The organism is Microbulbifer sp. ARAS458-1 (assembly GCF_045348205.1).
In the GTDB taxonomy this organism is placed as follows: Bacteria; Pseudomonadota; Gammaproteobacteria; order Pseudomonadales; family Cellvibrionaceae; genus Microbulbifer.
The window spans coordinates 246,292-271,655 of sequence record NZ_CP155838.1 but is presented as its reverse complement, the minus strand read 5'-3'; the positions used below and the strand labels follow the sequence as shown (position 1 = coordinate 271,655).

General features: G+C 54.9%; 15 protein-coding genes. 12 read left to right on the top strand and 3 right to left on the bottom strand.

The genetic code is table 11. The annotated features are described in order from the left end of the window. Positions 1–60 precede the first annotated feature (60 nt). Positions 61–2,850, bottom strand: a complete 2,790-nt coding sequence (locus tag AAFH99_RS01080; RefSeq protein ID WP_406828421.1) for a TonB-dependent receptor — start codon at positions 2,848–2,850, stop codon at positions 61–63. Between the two features lie 515 nt (positions 2,851–3,365). Between AAFH99_RS01080 and uxuA the strand changes: the two genes are divergently transcribed. The 11 genes from uxuA to AAFH99_RS01025 all read left to right on the top strand — a co-directional run bounded on the left by uxuA (position 3,366) and on the right by AAFH99_RS01025 (position 21,623). After that, on the top strand, positions 3,366–4,523 hold the full coding sequence (gene uxuA / locus AAFH99_RS01075) for a mannonate dehydratase (protein WP_406828420.1): 1,158 nt from the start codon (positions 3,366–3,368) through the stop codon (positions 4,521–4,523). A 13-nt stretch (positions 4,524–4,536) separates the two neighbouring features. Continuing rightward, complete coding sequence (locus AAFH99_RS01070; RefSeq protein ID WP_406828419.1) at positions 4,537–5,886, top strand: sugar porter family MFS transporter; 1,350 nt, start codon at positions 4,537–4,539, stop codon at positions 5,884–5,886. A 256-nt stretch (positions 5,887–6,142) separates the two neighbouring features. Further along, positions 6,143–7,141, top strand: coding sequence for a TRAP transporter substrate-binding protein (locus tag AAFH99_RS01065; protein WP_406828418.1), 999 nt, complete (start codon positions 6,143–6,145; stop codon positions 7,139–7,141). Positions 7,142–7,189: 48 nt separating this feature from the next. Beyond that, positions 7,190–7,789: a TRAP transporter small permease gene (locus AAFH99_RS01060; RefSeq protein ID WP_081848182.1), complete on the top strand. Its 600-nt coding sequence runs from the start codon at positions 7,190–7,192 to the stop codon at positions 7,787–7,789. Between the two features lie 15 nt (positions 7,790–7,804). After that, positions 7,805–9,106 (top strand): TRAP transporter large permease, encoded by a 1,302-nt coding sequence (locus AAFH99_RS01055; RefSeq protein WP_255873460.1) that lies wholly within the window; start codon positions 7,805–7,807, stop codon positions 9,104–9,106. Between the two features lie 465 nt (positions 9,107–9,571). Next, positions 9,572–13,201, top strand: coding sequence for a carbohydrate-binding domain-containing protein (locus AAFH99_RS01050; RefSeq protein ID WP_406828417.1), 3,630 nt, complete (start codon positions 9,572–9,574; stop codon positions 13,199–13,201). Positions 13,202–13,673: 472 nt separating this feature from the next. After that, the gene (locus AAFH99_RS01045; RefSeq protein ID WP_406828416.1) at positions 13,674–16,211 is read left to right on the top strand and encodes a fibronectin type III domain-containing protein; all 2,538 of its coding nucleotides are present in this window, start codon (positions 13,674–13,676) and stop codon (positions 16,209–16,211) included. Positions 16,212–16,322: 111 nt separating this feature from the next. Further along, on the top strand, positions 16,323–19,325 hold the full coding sequence (locus AAFH99_RS01040; RefSeq protein ID WP_043319608.1) for a TonB-dependent receptor: 3,003 nt from the start codon (positions 16,323–16,325) through the stop codon (positions 19,323–19,325). A gap of 100 nt (positions 19,326–19,425) precedes the next feature. Continuing rightward, positions 19,426–20,661 (top strand): pectate lyase, encoded by a 1,236-nt coding sequence (gene pelA / locus AAFH99_RS01035; RefSeq protein ID WP_406828415.1) that lies wholly within the window; start codon positions 19,426–19,428, stop codon positions 20,659–20,661. A 234-nt stretch (positions 20,662–20,895) separates the two neighbouring features. After that, positions 20,896–21,096 carry a DUF2061 domain-containing protein gene (locus AAFH99_RS01030; RefSeq protein WP_406828414.1) on the top strand — a complete coding sequence of 67 codons (201 nt, stop codon included), beginning with the start codon at positions 20,896–20,898 and terminating at the stop codon, positions 21,094–21,096. Positions 21,097–21,146: 50 nt separating this feature from the next. Beyond that, positions 21,147–21,623 carry an MgtC/SapB family protein gene (locus AAFH99_RS01025; protein WP_406828413.1) on the top strand — a complete coding sequence of 159 codons (477 nt, stop codon included), beginning with the start codon at positions 21,147–21,149 and terminating at the stop codon, positions 21,621–21,623. Positions 21,624–21,638: 15 nt separating this feature from the next. On the opposite strand, the gene AAFH99_RS01020 is transcribed toward AAFH99_RS01025, so the two are convergent. Together AAFH99_RS01020 and AAFH99_RS01015 are read right to left on the bottom strand one after the other, a co-directional pair. Continuing rightward, positions 21,639–22,205 (bottom strand): NADPH-dependent FMN reductase, encoded by a 567-nt coding sequence (locus tag AAFH99_RS01020; RefSeq protein WP_406828412.1) that lies wholly within the window; start codon positions 22,203–22,205, stop codon positions 21,639–21,641. A 78-nt stretch (positions 22,206–22,283) separates the two neighbouring features. Then, positions 22,284–22,463, bottom strand: a complete 180-nt coding sequence (locus AAFH99_RS01015; RefSeq protein WP_043319601.1) for a hypothetical protein — start codon at positions 22,461–22,463, stop codon at positions 22,284–22,286. Positions 22,464–23,122: 659 nt separating this feature from the next. Between AAFH99_RS01015 and AAFH99_RS01010 the strand changes: the two genes are divergently transcribed. Continuing rightward, positions 23,123–25,186 (top strand): bifunctional 2',3'-cyclic-nucleotide 2'-phosphodiesterase/3'-nucleotidase, encoded by a 2,064-nt coding sequence (locus AAFH99_RS01010; RefSeq protein WP_406828411.1) that lies wholly within the window; start codon positions 23,123–23,125, stop codon positions 25,184–25,186. Positions 25,187–25,364: the final 178 nt, after the last annotated feature.

Sequence of the window (25,364 nt, the reverse complement as noted above, 5' to 3'; positions counted from 1 at the left end):
GAGTGCAACTTCAGGAATACTGCGTGAGATTCCTGAAATTGCACTGCTCGTGCTGCAGTTTTAGAAACTGGCTCTGACACTCAACATGTATTGGGTGCCGGAGCTGATCCAGCGATTCAGTCGGTCGCCAAATGCGGTGTACTGCTTTTCACCGGTCACATTCAGCCCTTCCAGACTGATTGATACATTGTCATTCAGGCGGTAAAGCGCAGTGAGATCTACCTGCTCGCGATCTTCGCGGGTTTGCAATAGCGGCTGATTGTTACGGCAGCAACCCGATTCGGTAAACGCGGAGCGATAGTTATAGGATGCGCGCAGCGCCCAGTCATTCTGGTCGTAGTATGCGAGTACGTTCACGACATCCGGGGATAGGCCGACAATGGAGTCCACCAGTTCTCCAAGTGCGGTGTTGTAGGTAATGTCAGATGAATTGATGTGGGTGTAGTTCACCATGGTGCCAAACCCGTTGATGGGCAGAAGCTCATCAAACGGCATCTGGAATGCGAACTCATAGCCGGTCATTTCCCGCGTTTCGTCAGAGTTGACGAATGTGGAGTATGTCACCGTGGTGTCGGGAGTGAGGCCTCTGTAGATATCCGGATCAAGGCTGCCGATATCAATACCGGAATCTCGGAATGGTCCTTCCACCAGATCTCGCTCTACAAAGCCGCTAAGTTGCTTGTGGAACAGATTCAGAGACAGAACGGACTCGGGCGCGAAGTACCACTCGACACCAAGGTCGATCTGATCGGAATAGAAGGGAGAGAGTCTGGGGTTGTCGTTGCTGACCAAAAAATCACTGGTTATTGAGGTGGTGCCCTCAAGCTGTCCGAGATCCGGGCGTGTCATGGCGCGCGCAGCGGACAGGCGCGCGACTACGTCTTCTCGAGCATCCCAAGCGAGGTTGAATGACGGGAGGTAATCCCAATACTCACGGTCAATAGCGACCGGTGCACCGGTATTTGAAATGTTACGGGTCGCCTGGTCCGTTTTAATGGCACGGATGCCGGTATTGAAACGAAGCTCGCGACCGGCCAATTGAGAGCGCCCGTTGTACTGGGTATAGAATGCCAGGTTGGATTCTTTTAGCTCGGGAATATAGGCGTCCTCGGGCCAGCCAGACATTAGCATCGCGTCGAGACCGTTCTGGGTTAGTGCATCCGCCGCTGCCCAGTCTGTGACCACCCAAGAGAGTACTGCCCCATCAGGGTTATTGAAATCAGATGCATAGTCCTTAATTGGAAGGACGTGATTGACCTGCTCGGAAGTTGGTGTAGTGCCGTTTACCCACTGGTCGGTGAATGAGTCTGCGGAAGCATTGCGGCGGTAGCGGATGTTGTAGTAGGTGAACTCATCCCAGGCCATACCAAAGTCGAGGCGCGAGCTGTCATCCCCCCATTCCCCATCAAAGTGGAAACTGGTATTCGTAGTGCCCCGGTCCTGTGGTTCGGCGCGAATGGAACTTAACTCAAAATTCGCCGGATCCGTAAGGTCGACACTGGAAATAACGCTGGGAATATCCGAGTTGGCCGAGTAATCAAACGTGGCAGTAGTGCCGTTTGCTGAAGAGAGAAAGGTTAAATGACGCTGTTCGTACTTTGATTCGTTGTACGCCGCCTTGAAATTCAGATTCAGGCTTTCTGTGGCTTGCCAGTTCAGCTCACCCACATACTGGTCGAACTCCTGGAAATCGAAAAAGCGACGGCTTTCACTGCGTCGATTTACATTTTCCAGGGTGCCGGTGACCAGGTAACCCGCGGAGTCTGCAACAATATTGACTGGGTCCAGCGTTGTTGCATTGCGTACTTCGGCGTCAATATTCTCGCGGTAGAGTAAATCGTCCAGTTCAGAGTGGAGCCAATCGAAACTGGCAACCATATCCGCGTTCGCTTCCCACTGGAGGGAAAGTACCGTTCCCAACCGTTCGCGGTCGCCGTAGATCAAGTCTGTGCGCTGTAGGCGGGGGAAGATTACCTGTTCCAGCTCTCCGCTTGTTGTGTCGTCCGGAATCAGGTCGTCGGGATCATTGGCAATAGTGTCCCAGGTACTACTTTGCATACCCGAGCGGTTGCCGTTGGCAAATTCAAAACCGCGAATGGTATCCGCCGCGCGCGAACCCCAATCCTGGGTTTCCCAGCCATCAATTCGAACACTGCGCTCAGAGTAGGACGCACCTACAAGTACACCGAAACGCCCATTATTGGTGTCGAATGTGTTGCTGACCATGAAGGTGCCGCGAGGATCAAACTCTTCAGCCTGGGTGTTGTAGCCGCCCTGTGCGCTCGTCGTGATTGAGAGGCCTTCATCGAAATCGAAGGGGCGCGCATTCCGCATATTCACAACGCCCGAAATGCCTCCTTCTACCTGCTTGGCCGAGGCAGTTTTTTCAATGGAAACGCGAGAAAACAATTCTGAGGCAAAGTTATCGAGGGCGGCGCCGCGGTTGTCATTCCACGCGGTGGCGATGGGCAGGCCATTTAGCATGGTATTGGTGTATTGCGATCCGAGTCCGCGCAGCTCCACTTCTACCCCTTCGCCGTTATCTCTGCGAATGGCGACGCCGGCCACCCGCTGCATTGCTTCGGCGAGGTTGAGGTCGGGGAATTTGCCGATATCTTCAGAGTGGATTTCGTCTTTTAGCTCAGTCGAGTCTCGTTTGGCATTTAGTGAGTCATTCAGGCTCTTGCGAAACCCCTGGACGACGACCTCTTCGATTTCAGATGACGCCCCCTGGCTGCCTTGCTCGTCCTGGTCCGTTTGTGCCGTCGCAAGAGAAGGAAGCCCGCATGTGACCGCCAACGCGAGGATTGAAAGCGACCCTTTGGTCGTCATGGTTAGTTTCTCTCTCATTATTTTTATCCCTTTTATAGGTTTATTGGAGCCTGCCCTGAAACTACGCACCGCTACATATCTGGCATGACCGGATAGGGAGGCTACCCAGCGAACTGCTAGATAGTCAACCGAAAATGAGCATCTCGAGGGACATTTGGCGCAAAATACCACTATTTGGTCATGCCGGAGGTGAGCCTATTCGCAAAATTTGCAGATTTGCTTTTGTTTCGTCCAGTTTTGGTTTGTCCGGACCAGCCGGTGGAGCGCCTTTTGGGAAATTTTTGTGGAAACCGGCCGCTAAACGGCCTTTCTTTAAGGGGTTCTCTCGGGAGCTGTTGCAGAAAAGTTGCAGGATTACCTCGGGAAAGTAGGGTTTGCTGTGGATTTTTTCGCCATTATGGCGCCATATGCCTCGGTTGGGCGGCAAAAATGAGCCCTTTGTTGCCAGGCCAACCCCTTTACTCTACTATCTCGGATATCCGGTAAGGCCAAAATTGAATAAAAAATAAACGGAAGTTAAGTAAGGTGGGTACATGATTGAGACGTGGCGTTGGTTTGGGCCTGATGATTCCATCAGTCTGGAAAAGATCGCCCAGGCGGGAGCCAGCGGGATAGTTACGGCGTTGCACCATATTCCCGCAGGTGAACTGTGGCCGCTGGAAGCTATTGAGCAGCGAAAGGCGTTGATCGAGGGCGCGGGTCTTGAGTGGACAGTGATCGAAAGTATCCCTGTGCATAACGATATCAAGACGCGAAGCGGTAACTACCAGCAGCATATCGAAAACTACAAGCAGTCGATCGCCAATGCCGGTAAGGCCGGAGTAAAAACGATCTGCTACAACTTTATGCCTGTGGTCGACTGGACAAGAACCAACCTCAGCTACCAGCTTCCCAACAAAGCCTATGCGCTGCGTTTTGAAATGACCGACTTTGTGGCTTACGACGTTTTCATATTGCAGCGTGAAAATGCTCGAAGTGACTACCGCCCCGAACTGATCGAACAGGCGAAAGCTCGCCTCGACAAAATGAGCCCGTACGAGCAGACGCAGCTTGAGGCGAATATCATCGCGGGCTTACCCGGCGGTGAAGGCTCTTATGATCGTGAAGGCATTCGGCTGGCGATTGAGGAGTTCATCAAGCTCGGCAATGAAGGGATGCGCAACAACCTGTTCCAGTTCTTGGAAGCGGTGATCCCGGTCGCTGAGCAGTATGGTGTCAAACTCTGTATCCACCCTGATGACCCCCCCTTCAGTCTTTTTGGCCTCCCGCGGGTTGTCTCAACCCAGGATGATGCGCGCAAACTGCTCCAGGCGGTGCCAAGCCCGTCCAATGGGCTGACCATGTGCGCAGGTTCATACGGCGCACGAGAGGACAACGATTTACCCGGTATGGTGGATGAGTTTGCGAACCGGGTTTATTTCGTGCACCTGCGCAATGTGATTCGCGAGCCGGACGGATCGTTCTATGAGTCTGAACACTTGAATGGCGATAACGATATGGTCGGCCTGATCAAGGTGCTGCTTGATGCCGAGCGCGCACACGGAATTCAGATTCCAATGCGACCCGACCACGGTCACCTGCTGCTTGATGAGGCGCAAAAGGAGGGGGTTAAACCGGGGTATTCCTATGTGGGACGGCTAAAGGGACTGGCGGAGTTACGCGGCGTAATCTATGCCCTGAAAAATTTATAATAAGGATTCGGCGATGAATAAAATAACATTTTGGTCGATTACGGTAGCGGTCGCAGGGTTTCTGTTCGGTTTTGATACCGCAGTCATTTCTGGTGCTGACCAGCCCATTCAGCGTGTTTGGGATACCAGTCCGCTGTTCCATGGTTTGTTCATTATGTCATCGGCCCTGTGGGGGACCGTGATTGGCGCCTTGGCCGGAAATTACCCGTGCGATAAATACGGGCGAAAGGCGACGCTGATTTTGATCGGCGTTCTGTATTTTGTATCGGCCCTTGGTTCAGCCATTGCCCCGGATCCTTATAGCTTCGCTGTACTTCGTTTTATTGGTGGCATAGGTGTGGGTATCTCATCTGTTGCCGTGCCGGCTTATATCTCGGAGATAGCACCGGCTGAAAGTCGCGGTCGCCTTGTTGCGACTTATCAGTTCCAGCTTGTGTTCGGGATACTGGTGGCTTTTTTGTCCAATTACCTTCTGTCCGGTATTGGTGAACACGATTGGCGGATCATGTTGGGCGTAGAGGCGATCCCGGCCCTTATCTATTTATTGATGGTTTTCAGAATGCCTGAGAGCCCTCGCTGGCTGATCTTGTACCGCGGCGAAACGGCGAAAGCCAAAGTGATATTCGATGAGCTTGGCGAAAAAGACAGTAGCGTACTGGTGCGTGAGATCGAGGCCGAAGCGCAGACCGCGAGTAAAGACAACCTGTTCTCTCGCACCTACCTGTTTCCAATCCTGCTGGTGTTTCTGCTTGCGGCATTTAACCAGATTTCCGGAATCAACTTCATTATCTACTACGCGCCACGGGTGTTTGAATTGGCAGGACTGGACGCGAGTACGTCGCTGTTGTCTACCGCTGGTGTGGGGCTGGTTAATCTCGTGTTTACCATGGCGGGGCTCTACCTGATTGATAAGGCGGGGCGGAAAACCCTGATGTTTATTGGTTCGCTGGGTTACATCCTTTCCCTTTCCGTTGTGTCCTGGGCATTTTCCACGGGAACAGGTGGGATGCTGGTGGTGTTCTTTGTGTTTGCTTTTATTGCCTCCCATGCGATTGGCCAGGGCGCGGTGATCTGGGTATTTATCGCAGAAGTATTCCCCAATTCGGTTCGGTCGAAAGGGACATCGGTGGGGACAGGTACACACTGGGTGCTGGCAGCGGCGATTACTCTGCTGATGCCTTACTTCCTGACGCAGTTTGAGCCTGGCCAGATCTTCATGTTTTTTGCCTTCATGATGGTGCTGCAGCTGTTGTTTACCGTGAAGCTGATGCCGGAAACGAAAGGGAAAACTCTGGAGCAGCTCGCGGAATTGAGCGGCAAGCGCGCTGTTACTGCTCCGGCGCAGGGGGCTCCTTCAGCTTGATCAAAAAACAGGCTTCCTTTCTTGGAGGTAACGTGTAATGTGGTATCTCGCGCCAAATCCCGCTGGTAGGGCGTGAGGTGCTGCGGGGGCTGGCAGGGATTGCCCGTTGCGCCCCCTTACCGATATCGGTAACATGGTATGACCAATGCGGTCTGCCATAATGGCTTTGTGGGCAAGCCACAGGGCCAAGCGGCAAATCAGAACAATAAATAAATAGATAGAACCTGTACCAAGTACCAAAAGCCCACAGGTAGCAATGATGATAATAAAGAGAAAGGCGCTGCGTACCCTCGCGGCGATCGCGTTGTCGACCGCGGCATTGGCGCTGGCCAGCTGCGGATTCAAAGATGAGCAGGTGGCACTGAAGCTGGCTCACTCACTGGATCAGCAGCACTCAGTACACCGAGCCATGGTATTTATGGATGAGCGCCTGCGGGAGCTGTCCGGCGATACCATGCGTATCGATATCTACTCCGGCGGCCAGCTGGGCAGCGAGCGCGAGCTGATCGAGCTGCTGCAGATCGGCAGCCTGGCCATGACCAAGGTCTCCGCCAGCCCCATGGAGGGCTTTGTGCCGGAGATGAAGGTGTTCAACCTTCCCTATGTATTCCGAGATTCCGAACACTTCTGGAATGTGCTACAGAGCCCGATTGGCAAGAATCTGCTGCTTGCCTGTGAGCGCGCGCGCCTGCGCGGCCTGGGTTACCTGGATGCGGGCAGTCGCTCCTTTTACATGAACGATATCGCCGTGCAGTCCCCGAAAGACCTGAACGGCCAGAAGATCCGCGTTCAGAACAGCCAGACCGCGATCAAGATGGTCAACACCCTGGGCGGTGCCGCTACCCCGGTGAGCTGGGGCGAGCTGTACACCGCGCTGCAGCAGGGTGTGGTCAACGGTGCCGAGAACAACCCGCCGAGCTTCTATCTCTCCAAGCACTACGAAGTTTCCAAGTACTACACCCTGGACGAGCACACCTACGTGCCCGACCTGCTGCTGATCAGCACCGAGGTATGGAGCAAGCTCACGCCGCAGCAGCAGGAGTGGCTGAATGAGGCGGTCGATGAAGCCGTGGCCTACCAGCGCAAGCTGTGGCAGGAATCCACCGAGGAATCCCTGGCTGCGGTGAAGGCCGCCGGTGTGGAAGTGATCTACCCGGACAAGCAGCCCTTCATCGACGCGGTGAAGCCGCTGCACGACAGCTACAAGGGCACCGACGTTGGCGATCTGCTGGATCAGATCAAAGCCGTTAATTAATTCCTGAAGAAAAGCCCACTAAAAAAATAAAAGTGGAAGGCAAAGATGATGCAGAAAATTGAAAAGGCCCTGGGCTTTGTACTCGGTACGCTGCTGGCACTGATGGTGCTGGACGTGACCTGGCAGATACTTACCCGCTTCCTGCCCATGCAGCCAAGCTCCTATACCGAAGAGGTGGCGCGCTACCTGCTGGTGTGGATTGGTCTGCTGGGTGGCGCCTACGCCTATCGTAAAAAATCCCACCTGGGTATCGACCTGCTGAGCAATGCGTTGCACGGTGCCAAGCGCCGCGCGCTGCAGATTTTTGTGGTGTTGGTGTGCTTTGCCTTCGCCGCGCTGGCGATGGTTTACGGCGGTGCCAAGCTGATGCTGCTCACCTTCGAGCTGGAGCAGACCTCCGCGGCGCTGAACCTGCCCATGGGTTACGTGTACAGCGTGCTGCCTTTGTCCGGCCTGCTGATCTGTCTCTTCTCCATCGATCATCTGACCGAGCTGGTCACTGCAAAAGAAGAGTTGCCCTGCGAGTTTGATTCCGAAGTGCATTCTTATATGGAAGGTACAGATGGCACCGACGACGCAAACGCTTCTGTAGCCGATGCAGAAACCAAACAAAAACAAAAGCAGCCCGAAGCTGCCGTCGAAGCTTAAGCGAGGAGAGTCATCGTGGAAGTTGCAGTTCTGGTATTGCTGGTCAGTTTTCTGATCCTTCTCGCGCTTAATGTGCCCATTTCCATCAGTATTGGTGCGGCCACCGTGCTCACCATGCTGTGCACCATCGATTTTGATCCGGCCATGATCACCATGGCCCAGCGTATGGCCAGCGGCATCGACAGTTTCGCGCTGCTCGCCATTCCGTTCTTTATTTTCTCCGGCATGTTGATGGGCAGCGGCGGTATCGCCCGGCGCATTATCGATTTCGCCAAGGTGTTGGTGGGTATGCTCCCCGGCGGCCTGGCGTTCGTGAACATCATCAGCTGCACCCTGTTCGGTTCCATCTCCGGTTCTGCGGTCGCGGCCACTTCGGCCATCGGCGGTTTTATGATTCCGTCCATGACCAAGGCGGGTTACGACAAGAACTTCAACACCGCGGTGACCGTGGCTTCGTCCACCACCGGCCTGTTGATTCCGCCGAGCAATATTCTCATCGTCTTCTCCCTGGCCTCCGGTGGTGTGTCCATCGCCGCGCTGTTTATCGCCGGCTACCTGCCGGGTCTGTTGCTGGCGCTTGGCCTGATGATGGTGTGCGGGCTGTGGGCGAAAGCCAAAGGCTACCCGGTGGGTGAAAAGCCCACCCTGAAAGAAGCGGTGCAGAAAACCGTGGATGCGGTGCCCAGCCTGTTCCTGATCTTTATCGTGATCGGCGGCATCATCAGTGGCTTCTTCACCGCGACTGAGGCCAGTGCCATTGCAGTGCTTTACTCCTTGCTGCTGTCTTGTGTGGTGTACAAGGAAGTGAAGCTGGACCAGCTGCCGGCACTGCTGACCAAGTCCGTTGAGACTACTGCGATTGTGATGTTTCTGATCGCCGCGTCTTCGGCCATGTCCTGGATCATGTCTTACCAGAATATTCCGCAGACCATCAGCCAGGCGCTGATCACCCTGAGTGACAACCCGCTGCTGATCCTGCTGACCATTAACCTGATTCTTCTCGCTGTGGGTGCCTTTATGGATATGACCCCGGCGGTACTGATCTTTACCCCCATTTTCCTGCCGGTAGTGATGGAGCTGGGTATGTCCCCGCTGCAGTTCGGTATCGTGATGATCCTGAACCTGTGTATCGGCCTGTGTACACCGCCGGTGGGCAGTGTGCTGTTTGTCGGGGCCAGTATTTCCAAAACTTCAATCACAGCGTTGATACGCCCGCTGTTGCCCATGTACCTCATGATGTTCGTGGTACTGGCACTGGTTACCCTGGTGCCGGCAATCAGCGAGTTCTTGCCGCGCGCGCTGGGATTGATCGAGTAACTTCAGTGGTGAGGTTCTCCTCACCTGTTACTCAATTTAAGTAGGCGGCATTTTGTTTCATTGATTTCCTCGCATCATCATCAGGATGGCATTGCCGGGCTTTTTAGCCCGGCTTTTTTTTGCCTGCCGGTACCCTGTGGCCTCGCCGACGACTTGCGATAGTGCACATTTTCGCGAATTGGTCTAACAGGTTTCTGGATGGGCTTTACAGTATTAAATACTATGGTAACCTCGGTGTTGATATTTGGTATTGCCAATTAATAAGAATATAGAGCTTTGGCTAAATAAGCCGATTTGGCCAAATATCGGGCGGCCCCCGCAGTTTCTGCCGCCCACAGCGATGATGATTGGTCCACCCCTCCCTGCTCGCAGTATCCCCGGGGCTCACTCTGTGACCGATCGTCTTGATCAACAGTAAAAATAACAATGGAAGGTCACATGCAAATCAAGCTGAAGAGAGCAGCAATGTTGAGTACATTGCTGGGCACCTTTGCGGCCGCGGATGTCTCCGCTCAGGCCACGGGGTATGCCACATTAAATGGCGGCACTACTGGCGGTGCCGGTGGCAATATAGTGTATGCCACTACCGGTACCCAGATTCACGAGGCCCTGTGTAACCGGGCATCCGACGACACCCCCGTCATCATTCACGTCGAAGGCACCATCAATCACGGCAACACCAGCAAGGTGTCCGGCGATAGCTGTAACACCGCCGACGACAAGATTGAAATCAAGGACGTCAGTAATATCTCCATCATCGGTGTTGGCAACGGCGCGCTGTTCGATGAGCTGGGAATTCACCTGCGCAACGCATCCAACATCATTCTGCAGAACCTCCATGTGCGGAATGTGAAAAAATCCGGTTCTCCCACCTCCAACGGTGGTGATGCCATTGGTATGGAAAGTGGCGTTTACAATGTTTGGGCGGATCACCTGACCCTCGAGGCGCAGGGTGGCGAGAGTGATGGTTACGATGCTCTGTTCGATATGAAAGCGGACACAAAATACGTGACCCTTTCTTACAGTATTCTGCGGAATTCTGGTCGCGGTGGTCTCGTTGGTTCCAGCGATGGCGATACCAATAATGGCCCGGTTACCTTCCACCACAATCTCTACCAGAACATTGATTCCCGTACCCCGTTATTACGCGGCGCAACTGCGCATGCCTATAACAATCACTATGTGGGCATCAATAAATCCGGTATGAACCCTCGTATCGGCGGCAAAATAAAAGCAGAAAATAATTACTTCGAGGACTCGAAGGATCCGCTCGGTACTTTCTATACCAATGATATGGGTTACTGGGAAGTCAGTGGCAACATCTGGTCCAATATTACCTGGACGGAAGACGGCGATGACAACCACCCGGCCGGCCCGAATCCGACGTCCACCACCTCCATCAACATTCCATACAGTTATCAACTATGTAATGGCAACCTGGTGCCGCAAGTGGTGGCCTCTACTGCGGGCGCGAACAAAGGGAACCTGGTAGCAGACAGCAGCTGTTCGGTCAGCTCCTCCAGTTCCAGCAGCTCCAGCTCTTCCGGTGGCAGCGGCTCCGGCTCCAGTTCTGGTGGTAGCTCGTCATCATCTAGCAGTAGTTCCTCTTCGTCCGGCGGCAGCGGGTCCAGTTCCGGTGGCGGAGATCTGGGGCCAAACCTCGCGTTATCGGGCGACGCCGACGGGTCCAGTAAAGGCGGTGGCAGCAGCTACGGTAACGCCGTGGACGGCGATCTGGGCAGCTACTGGCAACCGAGCTCCACAAGTGGCGAGCGAATCTCGGTGAAAAACTTCGGCGGTGATTTCAATACGGTCGTGATCCGCGAAATCGGTAGCAATGTGCAGCGTTGGCGTCTGGTAAATAACGATACCGGTGCTGAGCTTGCCTCCGGAAATGGCATTGGTTCCGCGTTGCAGGTTTATGTTGGCGATGTCAGTATGGATAAAGTCAACTTAATGATTGATAGTGCCAGCAGTGCACCGCAGATTACCGAGTTTGAAGTCTATAACGCGAGCGGCAGCGGCTCGTCCTCTGGTGGCGGCAGCTCGTCTTCCTCCTCTTCTTCATCAAGCTCTTCCGGGGGCGGCGGTATACCATCTACGTTAGTTCTGCAGGAATCTGAAGCGGGCTATTGTGCTGTGGACGGCGCGGTGGAATCCGAACACAGCGGCTATACCGGTAGCGGCTATGCCAACACCGACAACGAAAGCGGAATGGGTGTCGACTGGTCCGTGGTGGTGCCGGCAGCGGGTAACTACACCCTGCAGTGGCGTTACGCCAATGGCAGTAGTGACCGCCCGGGATCTGTGCTGGTGAATAACGGTGCGCAGACTAACGTCAGTCTGCCAGGCACCGGTGCCTGGGGTAACTACGCTGACAGCGGTTCCGTGACCGTGTGGCTGAATGCGGGCTACAACGAAATCCGCCTGCAAGCGACCGGTAGCAGTGGCCTCGCGAATATCGACAGCCTTTCCATTTCTGGTGCCGCCCCGAGTGCAGGCGACTGTAATGGTGGCGGCAGCTCCTCATCCGGTGGTGGCGGCTCCAGCAGTTCTTCTTCAAGCTCTTCTTCCGGTGGTAGCGGTTCCGGCTCTTCCGGCGGTAGCAGTTCCTCGTCTAGTAGCTCCAGTAGCAGCTCAGGCAGTGGTTCTGGTTCCGGATCCGGCGGGTCGTCCTCCGGTGGCATCAGCAACGCGTGCTATACGCTAGCGACCGACCCGAACGTAAACTGGCGCGATTCTTCCGTGCTGGATACCGATCAGAAGATTGTGCAGTGTCTGTATGAAACCCTTGGTCGTCCGGTGGGTTACGGTGAAAACGCGATGGGTGGTTACGATCCCAACGGCAACAGCAAGCTGACGGTAATCACCAAGAACAGCAGTGTTCCGGTTGAGCAGCAGATTCTCGACGCCATCACCGGCGACGAGCACAACTGGATCGTGTTCGACAAATTTGATTTTGCCAACGAAACCGAAATCTCCATGCATCGCAATTTCTGTGGCGACTCTTCCGTGCAGTCTGCGATCAACGGCAGCGAAGCCCAGTGTCGCGATTTCCGCAGCTGGTGTTCCAGCAATGGTCTATCCGGTGATTCCTGTCTGTCGGAGTTTTTCAACAACCGTCTGGACGACAAGGATCTGCCCATCCGCAATGCGAAGATCGGCTCCAATAAAACACTCGACGGACGTTTCAGTAACGGTTACTTCCGCTTCAACGGTTTTGCCATCGGTTCCGACAGCAGCGGTCAGCCGGTGGAAACCGAGCAGAGCGTGATCCTGACTCACCTGGATTTCCGCGGTGCCGGTCACGTTGAGGACCACGGCCTCGACCCGGACATGATCCGCAATACCGGTGCGTCCCACGACATCTGGATTCACAAGAACACCTTCGATACCACCGGTGACGCGGCGTTTGATGTGAAAGTGGGTGCCTACGACATCACTATTTCCTTCAACAAGCTGATCAACGTGAAGCGCGCTTCTCTGCACGGTTCCAGTGACTCTCGGACCATCAACGAGCAGATCACCACCACCATGCATCACAACGCGTTTATCACCACCGACGATCACTACAACAGCCTGGGTAACACCCTGCGTCGTATCCCGCTGATCCGTCGCGGCACCTCACACATGTTTGATAACTTCTTTATGAACTATCGCAAGGACATCCTGAGTGTGCGTGTGGGTGCGACGGTGCTGTGGGAAGACAACACCTTCATGATGAATCGCGACTTCCAGGAAAAGGATGACGTGGTACAGGCGTTGAATGAGCGCGGCGAGCAGCTGGCCCGCGATGTGGACGGTGGAAACTTCCGCAGCGAAGGCAGCAAGGTGTGGTTCTCCGATGCCGCGTGTAACCTGGATTCGTCTCTGGTGTACACCATCAGTGACAGCTCCGGTTCCGTATCGGATCTTTCGCAGAACTACTCACAGGCCTCTCGCAATGTGATCGCTGCACAAGGTCGCCCGGCGGGCCAGGCGCAGGCGGATTACATTATTGCCACCGCAGGTAAAGACGGGCATATCCCGTTCAACTCTCCGCTGGCCAATGATCAGAATTATGTGATTGGTCTCGGTGGTGCAAGTTGCCAGTAAAGGCGCCGATGTAACTCCATCACACAGAACCAAAACCCATCCGCTCTTCAGGGCGGGTGGGTTTTTCTGTTTAGCGGTACAGAGAAAGTCAGCTTCAATCAACCAAAGAATGGCGAAATGGCTACCTTTTTGGACAAGCCAATTCTCAGGTTCCAGGTCGCCATTGCGTCTATTAACCACCCAATTTGCGGTAGGTGTGAAAACTCCTGTACCCGTTAACCCGTCAGATTTGCTCAAAAAACATTCGCTATTGCGCCAAATTCTTCCGGTCAGGCAGATGTGTCAATAACTGCAGCGCTTAGTTGGTACAAATGGTTGTATATGCCTAACCAATCTGGTTTCATTGTCTAACCAATAAGTATCTGGCTGGGTCTGGGTGGCTACCGCGCACAACAATTCTAACGGCGCGGCATCCGACTGAAGTATCCGGACTCATAAGAATAACGACGACAATGAGAGAGAAGGGGTGAGCATGAAACCTTTACCTTGGGCAAAGTCCGCACTCGCGCTGTGCATTATGGGGACACTGACCGCCTGTGGCGGCGGTGGTAGCAGTTCTGCAGGGGAGGGCGATATCGCCGACCTGCCTGAACCACCACCGGTGGTGGTTGTACCGCCGGAAGAGAGCGGAATCAGCAACACGCCGCTTCCGCTTGTGGAAAACTTTGGTGAATACACCGGGTTTGATCAGAGCGACACCATCGATTTCTTCAGTCCCAACTACAAGGCGCTGGCCACTGCTGATAGCAGTGAATACGAAGATGCGCGTCCCGCTCTCTACTATCCCACCTGCTGTTTCTTCGACCAGGACGATCCCAGCATGGAGATCACGGTCGATAACAAAGAACGCCTGGGGATCGTCAGCGATGCTGGCGATGCCTCCCTGCTGATCAGCAACGCGCGTTTCAGTATTGGCCAGACTCTGTCTGATATGGCTGCAGATGGGAAAGATCCCAAGAAAGACTCCACTCCTGGTTCCGACGGCGGCTCAGGCTGGGGTGAACTGGACCTTTCCGAGCCCTACCGCATTTCTTTCTGTGTGGCATCTGCCAGCGGATCGGGCTCCAAAACCCAGATCTACGTAGATAACAACACCAGTTCCGAGGCTGACTCCATTCACGGTGGTGGCTCACTGGGCTCGCGTATTTTCGATGTAGAGACCGGCTCTCTTGTTCCTGGTGAGCGTGTGGTGATCAATATTCCTGGAGAAACTTACCTGCAGGCCGGTGGCGATGTTGTCGATATCAAGGACGCTGTGATCGGTACCCAGAATTCTTTCCTGCAGCTGCGTGTATCCAGTGGCGGTACCGCAATTATCGATGACCTTCTGATCGAGAAGCAGAGCGAAGATGGCCAGGCTGACCTGCCAGCCTGTACCGTATTTGAGCCCGCCGTGGTTCCAGATGCGCCGAAAGCGCCGACCACCTTTGCCACCGACGCCCAAATGGCGGTGAGCTGGGGCTCTGTGCTGGGAGCGGCAAGTTATGATCTCGCCTATGGCACTACTGACGATGTGTCTGCTGCGGAAGTAATGTCTGGCCTGACCGAGACCTCGACCACTCTGACCGAGCTGGAAAACGGTACCACCTACTACGTGTGGGTACGCGGTGTAAACAACGTTGGCCCGAGCGAATGGAGTGCCTCTGCGACCGGAACTCCGGAAGCTCCGGTTGGCGACAACTGTACTCCGACCACCTCTGTTGATCCTTCCGCAACCAACGCCATTATCTGGAGTGTTTACGACGGTTGTACTCACCCGGGTGACCTTGGAGCAGTTGTAATCAACGGCAGCGAGCAGACCAATTTCTCCTTCGCGGATGAAGAATTGAAATGGTTCGAAGTGAGCCCACAGGGGATCATGGAGCTGGATACCCTCGATGGCGACAGCGAAACCAAGCCAGTGGGTGACCTGGATGGCATCGTCGCCGATGGCGCTTATCCGAAGCACTTCACCTGGGTTGCGCGCATCGATAATGCCAAGGCCGAAAGCCAGGGTGCGCGCGGTTTCGAAATCGAGACGCACATCGATGACCGTCGTATGAAGGCCATTCTGCGTCCGGACTCTGGAAAAATTCAGATCGAGAAATTCCTCGCCGGTGAAGAGACTGCAGAAGTTGGCGACCTCGACTTCTCTGACGGCTATCACACCTACCAGATCAGTTTCATCGTGAATGATCCGGCTGCAGGTGCTGACAATATCAATGCGGTGGTTTACCGCGACGGCGTCGAAGTGGGCAACTTTACGGGCCCGGGCCGCTCTGGTGGCTCTGCAAGCCTGTTCCGCATCGGTGAAGGTTCCGGTAGTGCCTTCCATGCCAACCTCGATTGGCTGGTTTGGAGTGACAATGCGGCAGCAGCAGTTGCGGCTGATCAGCTGGTCGGCGAATTGCCTGGCGGAATCGGTGAGCTGGATGTGTACGCCGGTGCCGATGCTTCCGCTGCATTCGAAGAAAACTTCAACGGTGTAGGTCTGGTTGAAGACTCCGATACCGAGGATACCAACTTCTTCGACGCGGCCTATCGTGCCCAGTCTGGCGACGCCAGCAAGCCGATGTTCAATGTAACCAGTGGCGGTTCTCGGATCACTGTTGCCGGCGGCACCCTCGCGCTGCACAACGCACGCTTCTCCATTGGTGATGCCCTGCACGGTACCGATACTGCGGAAACTGATACCGCAGGCCGTGGCGACCTGGACTTGAGCAAACCTTACGTAATCAGCTTCGACGTGGTGGAAAACCCCAACGTGTCACTGGATAGCGGTAAGTGCCAGGTGTATGTGGACAACAACACCTCCAGCTCTGGCAAGTCCATGCATGGTGGTGACTCTAAAGTGTTTGAAGCATACGCCGCCGTGATGGCCGATGGCGACCAGCCTGAAGGCACTGTCACCATTACCAGCGATCCGGATGCGCATATCGGTACAGCCAATTCCTTCCTGCAAATTCGCTGCGACAGCGGCACGGAAGACAAGGCTGTTGTCATCGATAACTTCAAGGTGAGCTACCAGTAATCCAACAGGGGAACTCGCGGGCCGTAGGTTTGATGCGGCCCGCGATAAAAAACATCGAACGGTCTGAGCGTAAAAACCAGCAGGCCGCATAAAACCGATGGGAGAGTCAAAATGACTTATAAAAAACAGATTCTCGCCGTGGCCATCGCCATGGCAGCTTCCACCAGCCTGATGGCTCAAGAAGCAAATCAGCAAGTGGAAGAAAGCAAGGCAGAAGTTCCTTCAGATTTTTCAATTGAAGAAGTCTATGTCGAAGGTGTTAAGAGCGCTGAGCTCAATGCCCGTCAGGCGGAGCGCAATAAAGACGTATTTAGTTCCGTCATTACCCAGGACGATTCCGGTAATTTCGCGGACCAGAATGTGGCGGAATCCTTGCAACGTCTGCCGGGTATTACCCTGCAGAGCTCCGAGGGTGAAGGTAAATTTATCAACCTGCGTGGTCTCGGCCCGGGCTTCGTATCCGTACAGATGAACGGTTCTGAAATGGCCAATAGCGGCGGTGGTGCCGCGGATAGTGAGAGCCGCGGCTTCTCCCTTGATGCCTTGCCCGCAGATGTACTGCAGTCCATCGAAGTGCTCAAGTCCCTCACTCCGGATATGGATCTGAACTCTATCGGTGGTAGTGTAAACGTCACCACGATTTCAGCCTTGGACCGTGGCGAAGACACCATTAAGCTGCGTGCTCAGGGTGCCTTCCAGGAGCAGAGCGGAGAGTCCTCCCCCAAGCTGACCCTGCAGGGCACTAATATATTTGCCGACGAAACCATTGGTTTCAGCTACTCCCTGTCCTACGAGAACCGCGTGACGGAAGGCTACGAATCGCGGGCACACGATACCAGCCTGCCGCGTTACATCACTTTGGATGGCGCTGATAGCCCGATGCTGATTCCGTTCGAATTACAGAATCGCCAGGAAAATGCCGAGCGCGAGCGTATCGCTGGTATATTCGATCTCGAGTACCGTCCAAACGATAACAGTAAGTACTACGCGCGCTTCAGTAATACCGTCTACACCGACGAAGATACCGCACTGCGCGAGTACTACCGTTGGGGTCAGGCGAGCGATGACGAAGTTGTTTATCTCGACCCGGATAACAATGTGTTTGGTACCGGTGGTATGGATCTGCAGCAACAGTTCTTTATTCAGGAATCCGAGAGCGATACCAAGGTATTCTCCCTCGGAGGCGAAAACCTGTTTGGGGATAACTGGACCGTGGACTATGAGTTGTCCCATTCCAACGCCACTCAGGATTCTCCCGATGGCCGCCGCGTACAGTTCCGCGCGCGTAAACTCAGTGCCCTCGGCACTACCGGCGAAGATTACCTGAACGGCCAGATCGTCCACCCGGATCAGTTGAGTGATCTCGCCGGTGGTGTGGAAGTGCCAGACGTAGGTGGTTTTGGTCCGTCCGGTTACCAGTATGGTGAAACTGTGCAGCCCTATATGCTGTACGACAACCTGTTTATGGAGGACAGCTTCCGCGAGGACACCATCGATCAGGCCATGGCCAACCTGCGTAAAGATTTTGATATGGGCCCGGTGAACTACATCAAGACCGGTTTCCGTATCAAAAACCGCGAACGCAACCGCGATAAAAACCGCGTAAGTATTGTGCCCAACGACAAGCGTGTGGCTGGTTGTGCCGGCGATGAAGTCTGCCTTGAAAACGCCGGTGCGCGTCTCGGTGACTTCGAAACCTTTATGTCGGATAACCCCCTGTTCGACCACGAGTTCATTACCGAAGCGGAAGCGGAGCGTCTGATCGCCGCCACTCGCCAGATTGCGGACAGCTACGACCCGGAGCAGCGCGAGCTGGAAAGCACCCGCAACGACTACGAGATCACTGAAGATACCGCAGCGGCCTACATCATGGGTGAGTTCCAGGTGACGGAAACTGGGGCGCTGATTGCCGGTGTGCGTTACGAAAAAACCGATTTCAACTCCACCGGTTACCTCTCTATCCGCAACGACCGCGAAGAGAGTGCCGATCAGCTGGAATCTTTCGATATCGCTGTACCGCTGGATGATACCTCCAACTCCTACGACGGTTTTTTCCCCAGCTTGCATTACCGTGACGAGCTGCGTGAAGACTTGCTGCTGCGCGCCTCTATCTGGACTTCGTTTACTCGTCCGTCCTTCGACGAAGCGCGTGCATACGCGCAGGTTCGCGACCGTGTGATTTTCTGTAACTACGATGCGGCGGCCAACCTGGGTGACGACAACTGTTCCGACCGCCCGGCGGATCTGCAGGGTGAAATCGCCGATGCCGAATTCACCGATGCGTACAAATCCCAGAACATGACAATGTCTGCGGACAACGTACTGGAAATCGGTAACCCGAAGCTGGATGCGATGACCGCGACTAACTTCGACGTGTCATTGGGCTGGTACGCCAGTGAAAACCTGTTTATTCAGGGCGCAGCGTTCTACAAGCAGATTGATGACTTTATCGTTGAAGTTGCCGGTGCCAACCTGAACCTGGCAGACCTGCCGTACACCCTGCCGGTGGATCAGGTCACTATGTTTAACATCCCATCCGACCTGCAACTGACCAACGCCCAGACTTACCTGAATGGTGACAGAGCAGAGGTTTACGGCCTGGAAGTGACCTACAACCAGTACTTTGTTGAAGGTCTGCTGGCAAACTTCTTCATCCAGTCCAACTTCACTCTGCTGCACTCCGAGGCAGACGTGGGTGACTCCGTGCGTGCAGAAAGCATCCGCATGCCGGAGCAGGCGGACGTGACCGTCAACACCACGCTGGGTTGGGAGAACAACGACTTCTCCGTGCGTTTCATCACCAACTACCGCAGCGAAATCCTCAAGCGCATCGGTTCCTGTACCGCTGACGATATTGCTGCGGACGCGGCTCTGGGCTATTCCCAGAACTGCGCGGCCTGGTCTGATGTTTATCAGGATGCCGGTATTACCTACGACATCAAGGCGACCTACAACGTCAATGACAACGTAAAACTGTACCTCGACGCGGTGAATATCACCGATGAGAGCAACATTCAGTATTTTGAGGGCAACGAATATTCCAACGGAAACATGATGTTCCTGAGCGAGACGTATGGCCCCACTTACCAGCTGGGTGTAAACGTACAGTTCTAAAGATCCTCTCAATCAATTTGCCATTATTGCCCCGCTTACGGGGCTTTTTTTGCCGTGGGTACTGGGATTACCACTGCCCGCTGGTTTTAAAGGTGAATCCATGCCAATGAAAATTTTCTTCCCTGCCGCGGCGATGGCCCTATCGCTTATGTTGAGCGCCTGCGGTGGCGGCAGCAGTGGTTCCGATGCGGATCCACCGGTGTTCAATTCCTCCAGTAGCTCGTCATCGAGCTCCGGTTCTTCTTCCAGTTCTTCTGGTGGCAACGCATCCAGTGGCTCCTCCTCTGGCGGCGAAGCACCGATGCTGCCGCAATCCGGCAACCCGATTTACGGTGAGTTGGACAATTACAAATCCTGGTTGGGGAGCAGTCTTTCAGCGGACGAGGCTCGGGCAGAGCATATTCTCACCTGGCAGATGGACCACGGCGGCTTTTACAAAAATGATGCGTCTACCTACGATGCACCCTGGAATGGCAGTAGCCCACGCTCTGGCTGGACCGGCGCCGGTGGTATTGAGTTGGGCACCATCGATAACGATGCCACGGTAACCGAGTTGATGTTCCTCGCTGATGTCTATCAGCGTAGTGGCGACAGTCAGTATCGCGATGGAGCGCGCAAGGCGCTGGAATTTCTGTTGACCATGCAGTACGAGAGCGGTGGCTGGCCGCAGGTATACCCCGCGCGTACCGGCACCACCTATTCCAACCACGTAACCTTCAACGACGGGGCTATGGCACGAGTTCTCATCCTGCTCGACCACGCTGTTCGTGAGGAAGTGCCACTGAACGGCGATCTGTTTACTGACGAGCAGCGTGTGCGTATGGAGGCGGCAATTGCAAAAGGAGTGGAGTTTATTCTGAGGGCGCAGATCGCCCAGGCGGATGCAAAAACCGTATGGTGTGCCCAGCACGACCCGGTGACCTTTGAGCCCCGCGGTGCGCGGGATTACGAACTGCCCTCCAAGAGCGGCAAGGAATCCATGCTGGTGACGGCCTTCCTGATGTCGCAGCCGCAGACCGAACAAGTGGAAGCCGCCGTGCGCGCCGCACTGGCCTGGTACCACAGCCCGGTGGTACAGGTTGCGGATACCGCTTATGTCAAACGCCCCAGCGGTAGCGACGATGATAACTACAACCCTATTCAGAGTAGAAGCGGCAGCACCATGTGGTACCGGTTTTACGACCTGGGTCAGGATGTGGGTTTCTTCGCTGATCGCTCGGGTATCAAGCAATACGACATTATGGCGATCGACGCGGAGCGTCGGTACGGTTACGAGTGGGGTGGTAACTACGGTAGCGAACTGATCCGCTATGCCGACACAGTCGGCTATTTCTGAAACGGCAGTGGGGAATTTTCTGGGTACAGCAAACTACCTGACGGCTTCTACGCTTATCCTGTTTCTGGCAGTGGCGACACCGTGATGAGGGCGTTAAGGTATGGCAGTACCGATTGGTCATTCTAATCAGGACTATGGATCTGGTTGTATTTTAAAAATAGGAATCGTTCTCAATAATAGGCATATTGGTTGTTCTGGTTAAAAATTAATCAGCCCGAGTTGAGGATGGTTCCTATGAAAAAGACCTGTAGCTTCGCGATCGTGCATATGCTTGTCGCCTTCACCGTTGGTTTCGTACTTACTGGTGACTTCTGGGTCGGCAGTGCGCTGGCGCTGGTGGAACCTGCCTGTAATACCGTGGCCTACTATTTCCATGAGAAGTGGTGGAATCGCGGCGGCCGCCGTGATGATCAGCAGGTGCCGGTGACAGTCTAACTCCGAGACTCGCCTGCAACGGTCAATCACCGGTTTGAGCAGGAGCATGGATGGAACTCTTCAAGGACGTCGACTGGTTACTGGTATTAGACCACATCATCTATATGGCGGTGGCCTACCTGCTGGCTTTACCCATTGGCTGGGACAGGGAAAAGCATGAGCGCACCGCGGGTCTGCGAACTTTCCCTTTGGTGGCCGTCGCGGCTTGCGGTTATACCCTGGTGGGTTTTGATGTTTTGACCTCCACCGATGCCGAAGGCCGCGTAATTGAGGGGCTAATTACCGGCATGGGATTTATCGGCGGGGGTGCGATTCTTAAAAGTGTCTCCGATGGTGGGAAAGTCGGGCGGGTGCAAGGGACGGCCACGGCAGCGAGCCTGTGGGCCACCGGTGCTATCGGGCTTGCCGTGGCGACCGACCGTCTGGAGGTGGCGATTGTGATCAGCCTGCTCACTTTCTTTACCCTGCGGGTGATGCACTCCGCCAAGTCCCATTTGGATGGCATGGGAAAGGGCGACGAAGAGTAGGTCGAGACCGAAGTTTTAATTTGTTACGCGGATCCGGCGGGCCCACTGATCCAATGCCTGCACCAGGTTGCCAATAAACTTCCGCGTGTCCCCATCTGTCAGTGCGCCACTCTCATCAAATTTCTTGTGGGCAAAGCTGATCATCACTTCTGGTCTATTTACAAAGTGCGCATCCAGATAAATCAGGATTCGGCGCAGGTCATACTGTGCCCGCGCGCCGCCCAAGGCGCTCATGCTCGCACTCATCACCGCCACTGGTTTGTCGGCAAACGGCTGTGGGTCCACCCGCGACAGCCAGTCGATGGCGTTTTTCAGTACGCCGGACACCGAGTAATTGTATTCGGGGGTGGAAAAAAGAATGGCATCCGCTTCCAGTACCTGCTGCTGCAGAGTCTCGACAGCCTCCGGCACACCCAGCTCGCGTAGATCCTGATCGTAAAGGGGGATACCAGCGAGGTTGGCAAAGGTGAACTCGGCCTTTTCGCCGGCAATTTCGGCGGCGGCTTCCAGGGCGGCACTGTTGAACGAGCTTTTACGCAGGCTGCCGGAAATGGCGAGGATCTTCAGAGGGATTGCGGCCATGGCTGCTCCTTTCGGTCAGAGGGTGACCTTCAAGATAGCAGCCCATTCGGAGAGTCGCGGTGGCGATGTTGCCCCGGATCAGTTGTTGCCAAGCACAAAACTATGCTCCAGCTCTTTCGGGTACCGAAGGCTGAGGTTATCGATGCTTTTGCCGATCTTGGCCGGAGAGCTCTGCCGCGCAACTTCAGCCTTGTGCTGGGTAGTCAGCATGGCGGATTTACGGGAACTCTGGGGTTTTACCGGCAAGTGCGTATTCATGGTGGCGACCTCAATCTGCGTTATACGCTGCGTCTCTTCCCTGCTGCGTGATACAGGCCCCGGGCAGGGCCGGGGCGGGATAGTTACCATTTAACTGTAGTGTAAAACGCAGTAAATCCACCGTACTTAGTGCACTTTTCGCGATATTCCCAATCAGCATGGGACGCAGTGCCGGTTTTCTGTGTGAGAGCGCTCCGTTGGCGTGTCTCAAGTGTCTTTCGTCTGGTCTGACCCTGGTCGGGGTCGATTTCTTGATTGGTTATGGGCGCTTTCCCCGTTCAGAGTCATACATAGCTATTTGCAATCAGGGTCAAAGATTCGTTTGCTTTGTGCTATACGTGGTCCTGGCGCTATTCTTCTCCCGTTCTCATTAAACAGTCCGGGAGAAATAGTATGAACGTCTTCTTAACCGCTTCCGTCGTGGAGTGCGAGTGCAATTACAGCGACAACTATTACGGTGATCAGGTATGTGTTTTGAAAAAGTCTTGACCTCCGTTGTCACCAGCGTCCTGCTCAGGGCGCTGGAAGTGCATGAACGGGAGGCTGAAGCCTGAGCCGGGGGCGTGCCCCCGGTGTCATCAAACCGTTACAAAATGTTCGCGAAAAATTCGCTTCGGATTGTCATTCTCTGGTCTACGCAACCTGCAAGAATGGCGAGAATGAACTTCTTAAATCCCTTCATAAAGAAATACACCTTTCGGCGCACTTTTTGTGGCGGTCTGATAGCGCTGCTGGCCGGCTGCAGTGATAACCACAGTGGTACCACCTCGCCATTTTCCGAGGTGGACGGTGAAACAGTGCAGGTGGATCTGCGCCTGATGGAAACCACCGATATCCATGCCCATGTGATGGGGTACAACTACTACCGCGACGCCGAGGATCCCAAGGTGGGGTTGGTGCGCACGGCCAGCCTGATCCGCCGCGCCCGCGCAGAACTGGAATATCCACAGAACAGCGCGTTGGTGGAGAACGGCGACCTGATTCAGGGCAGCCCCATGGGCGACTGGCGTCAGTCGGATGGCATCACCGAAGGCGAGGTGCACCCGGTTTTTAAAGTCATGAATGCCCTGCAGTACGACGTGGCCAATTACGGCAACCACGAGTTCAACTACGGATTGGAATTTCTCGCGGAAAGCGTCAACGATGCAAACTTCCCCTATATCAGCGCCAATATCTTTGTTGACGATGGAGATACGGACGACGGAAATGATCGCCTGTATTTCGAGCCCTACCGGCTGATCGAGAAAACCCTGCGGGACCGCAATGGCAAAGCGCGCCAGATCACCATCGGCTTTATTGGTTTTGTTCCGCCGCAGATTATGCAGTGGGATAAAAGCAAGCTGGAAGGGCGGGTGAAGACCCGGGATATCCGCGCCATGGCTGAACGCTTCGTGCCGGAAATGCGCGCGCAGGGTGCTGACATCGTGGTGGCTATTCCCCACTCCGGCATCAGCACCCGAGTGTATGACGCGCTCAATCTCGAGGCGAACAGCAGCTGGCACCTGGCGGAGGTGCCGGGGATTGATGCCATCCTGTTTGGCCACAGCCATCTGCTGTTCCCCTCGCAGCAGTTTGCCGGGGTACCCGGGGTTGATATTGAAGCGGGTACCATCAAAGGCGTGCCGGCAGTCATGCCCGGGTACTGGGGGAGTCATCTGGGGGTGATTGATCTGGTGCTGGATTACGATATTGCTGCGGATACCTGGATGGTAGCGGGAAGTGCTGTATCCACACCGGCAATCTTTGTCGAAGGCGCGCCAGCGGTTGAGCCCGATGGAGATCTGCAGACATTGGTGTCACAGGATCACCGCGCCACCATCGACTACATGAACCAACCCATTGGTGAATCCACCGACGATATTTTCAGTTTTCTGGCCCTGGTCAAGGACGACCCGACAATTCAGATCGTGAATGACGCACAGCGCTGGTATGTGGAACAGCTGATTCGTGGCGACGTGAACCTGCAGCACCTGCCGGTGCTCTCCGCTGCAGCGCCATTCAAGGTGTGTGACCGCGATGGTATCTGTGCGGAGGAGGGCAGCTTTACGGTGGTGCCGAAAGGAACGGTAAAAGTAAAGAATGCCGCCGACCTCTACGTGTATCCAAATACGCTGGTGGCGGTCAAAGTATCGGGGGCGGAGCTTACGCAGTGGCTGGAGTGTGCGGCATCGCAATTCAATCAGATCGACACCGCTTCCAGCACGCGGCAGGAGCTGGTGAATTTTGCCGGGTTCCCCAGCTTCAACTTCGATGTCATTGACGGGGTAAGCTACCAGATCGACGTGACGCAGCCGGCGCGTTACAGCCGCAGCTGTGTTCAGGTGAGTGATGGTGAGCGCATCGTCAACCTGCAATACCAGGGACGGGATGTATCGGCTGACGATCAATTTCTGGTTGCCACCAATAATTATCGCGCGGGCGGTGGCATGTTTGCCGGTACCGGGGAGGAGCATATTGTGATCGAGTCTCCGGATACCAACCGCCAGGTGCTGGCCAACTATATCCGCGCGAACAGTCCGGTTACCCCGGCCGCGGATGGCAACTGGTCCTTCGTACCGGTAGCGGACAACGGGAATCTTGAGGTCGTCTTCCGCGCTCCGGATACCGAGCGCGTAGCGCAATTCATCGCGGCACAGTTGCCGAAGGCGCGACTGCTGGAAGTAAACCCGCGCGGGGAGGCGGTGTATCGGATGGATCTCAGCGTTGCTTCCGGGGAGGAGTAAACGGTCTCATTTGCCGGTCGCTGAGGGAATTGCCAAGTAATGGCTTTTCACCCATAGTGCGCCCAGACCTGTTACACCACGCAGGTAACGTCTGCGCACAAGGGAGAGACCTGAGATAGACCGAGCAACCCTGGCCGGCAGTATCGGCGGCCCTGTACTGATACTGATACTCTGCGCT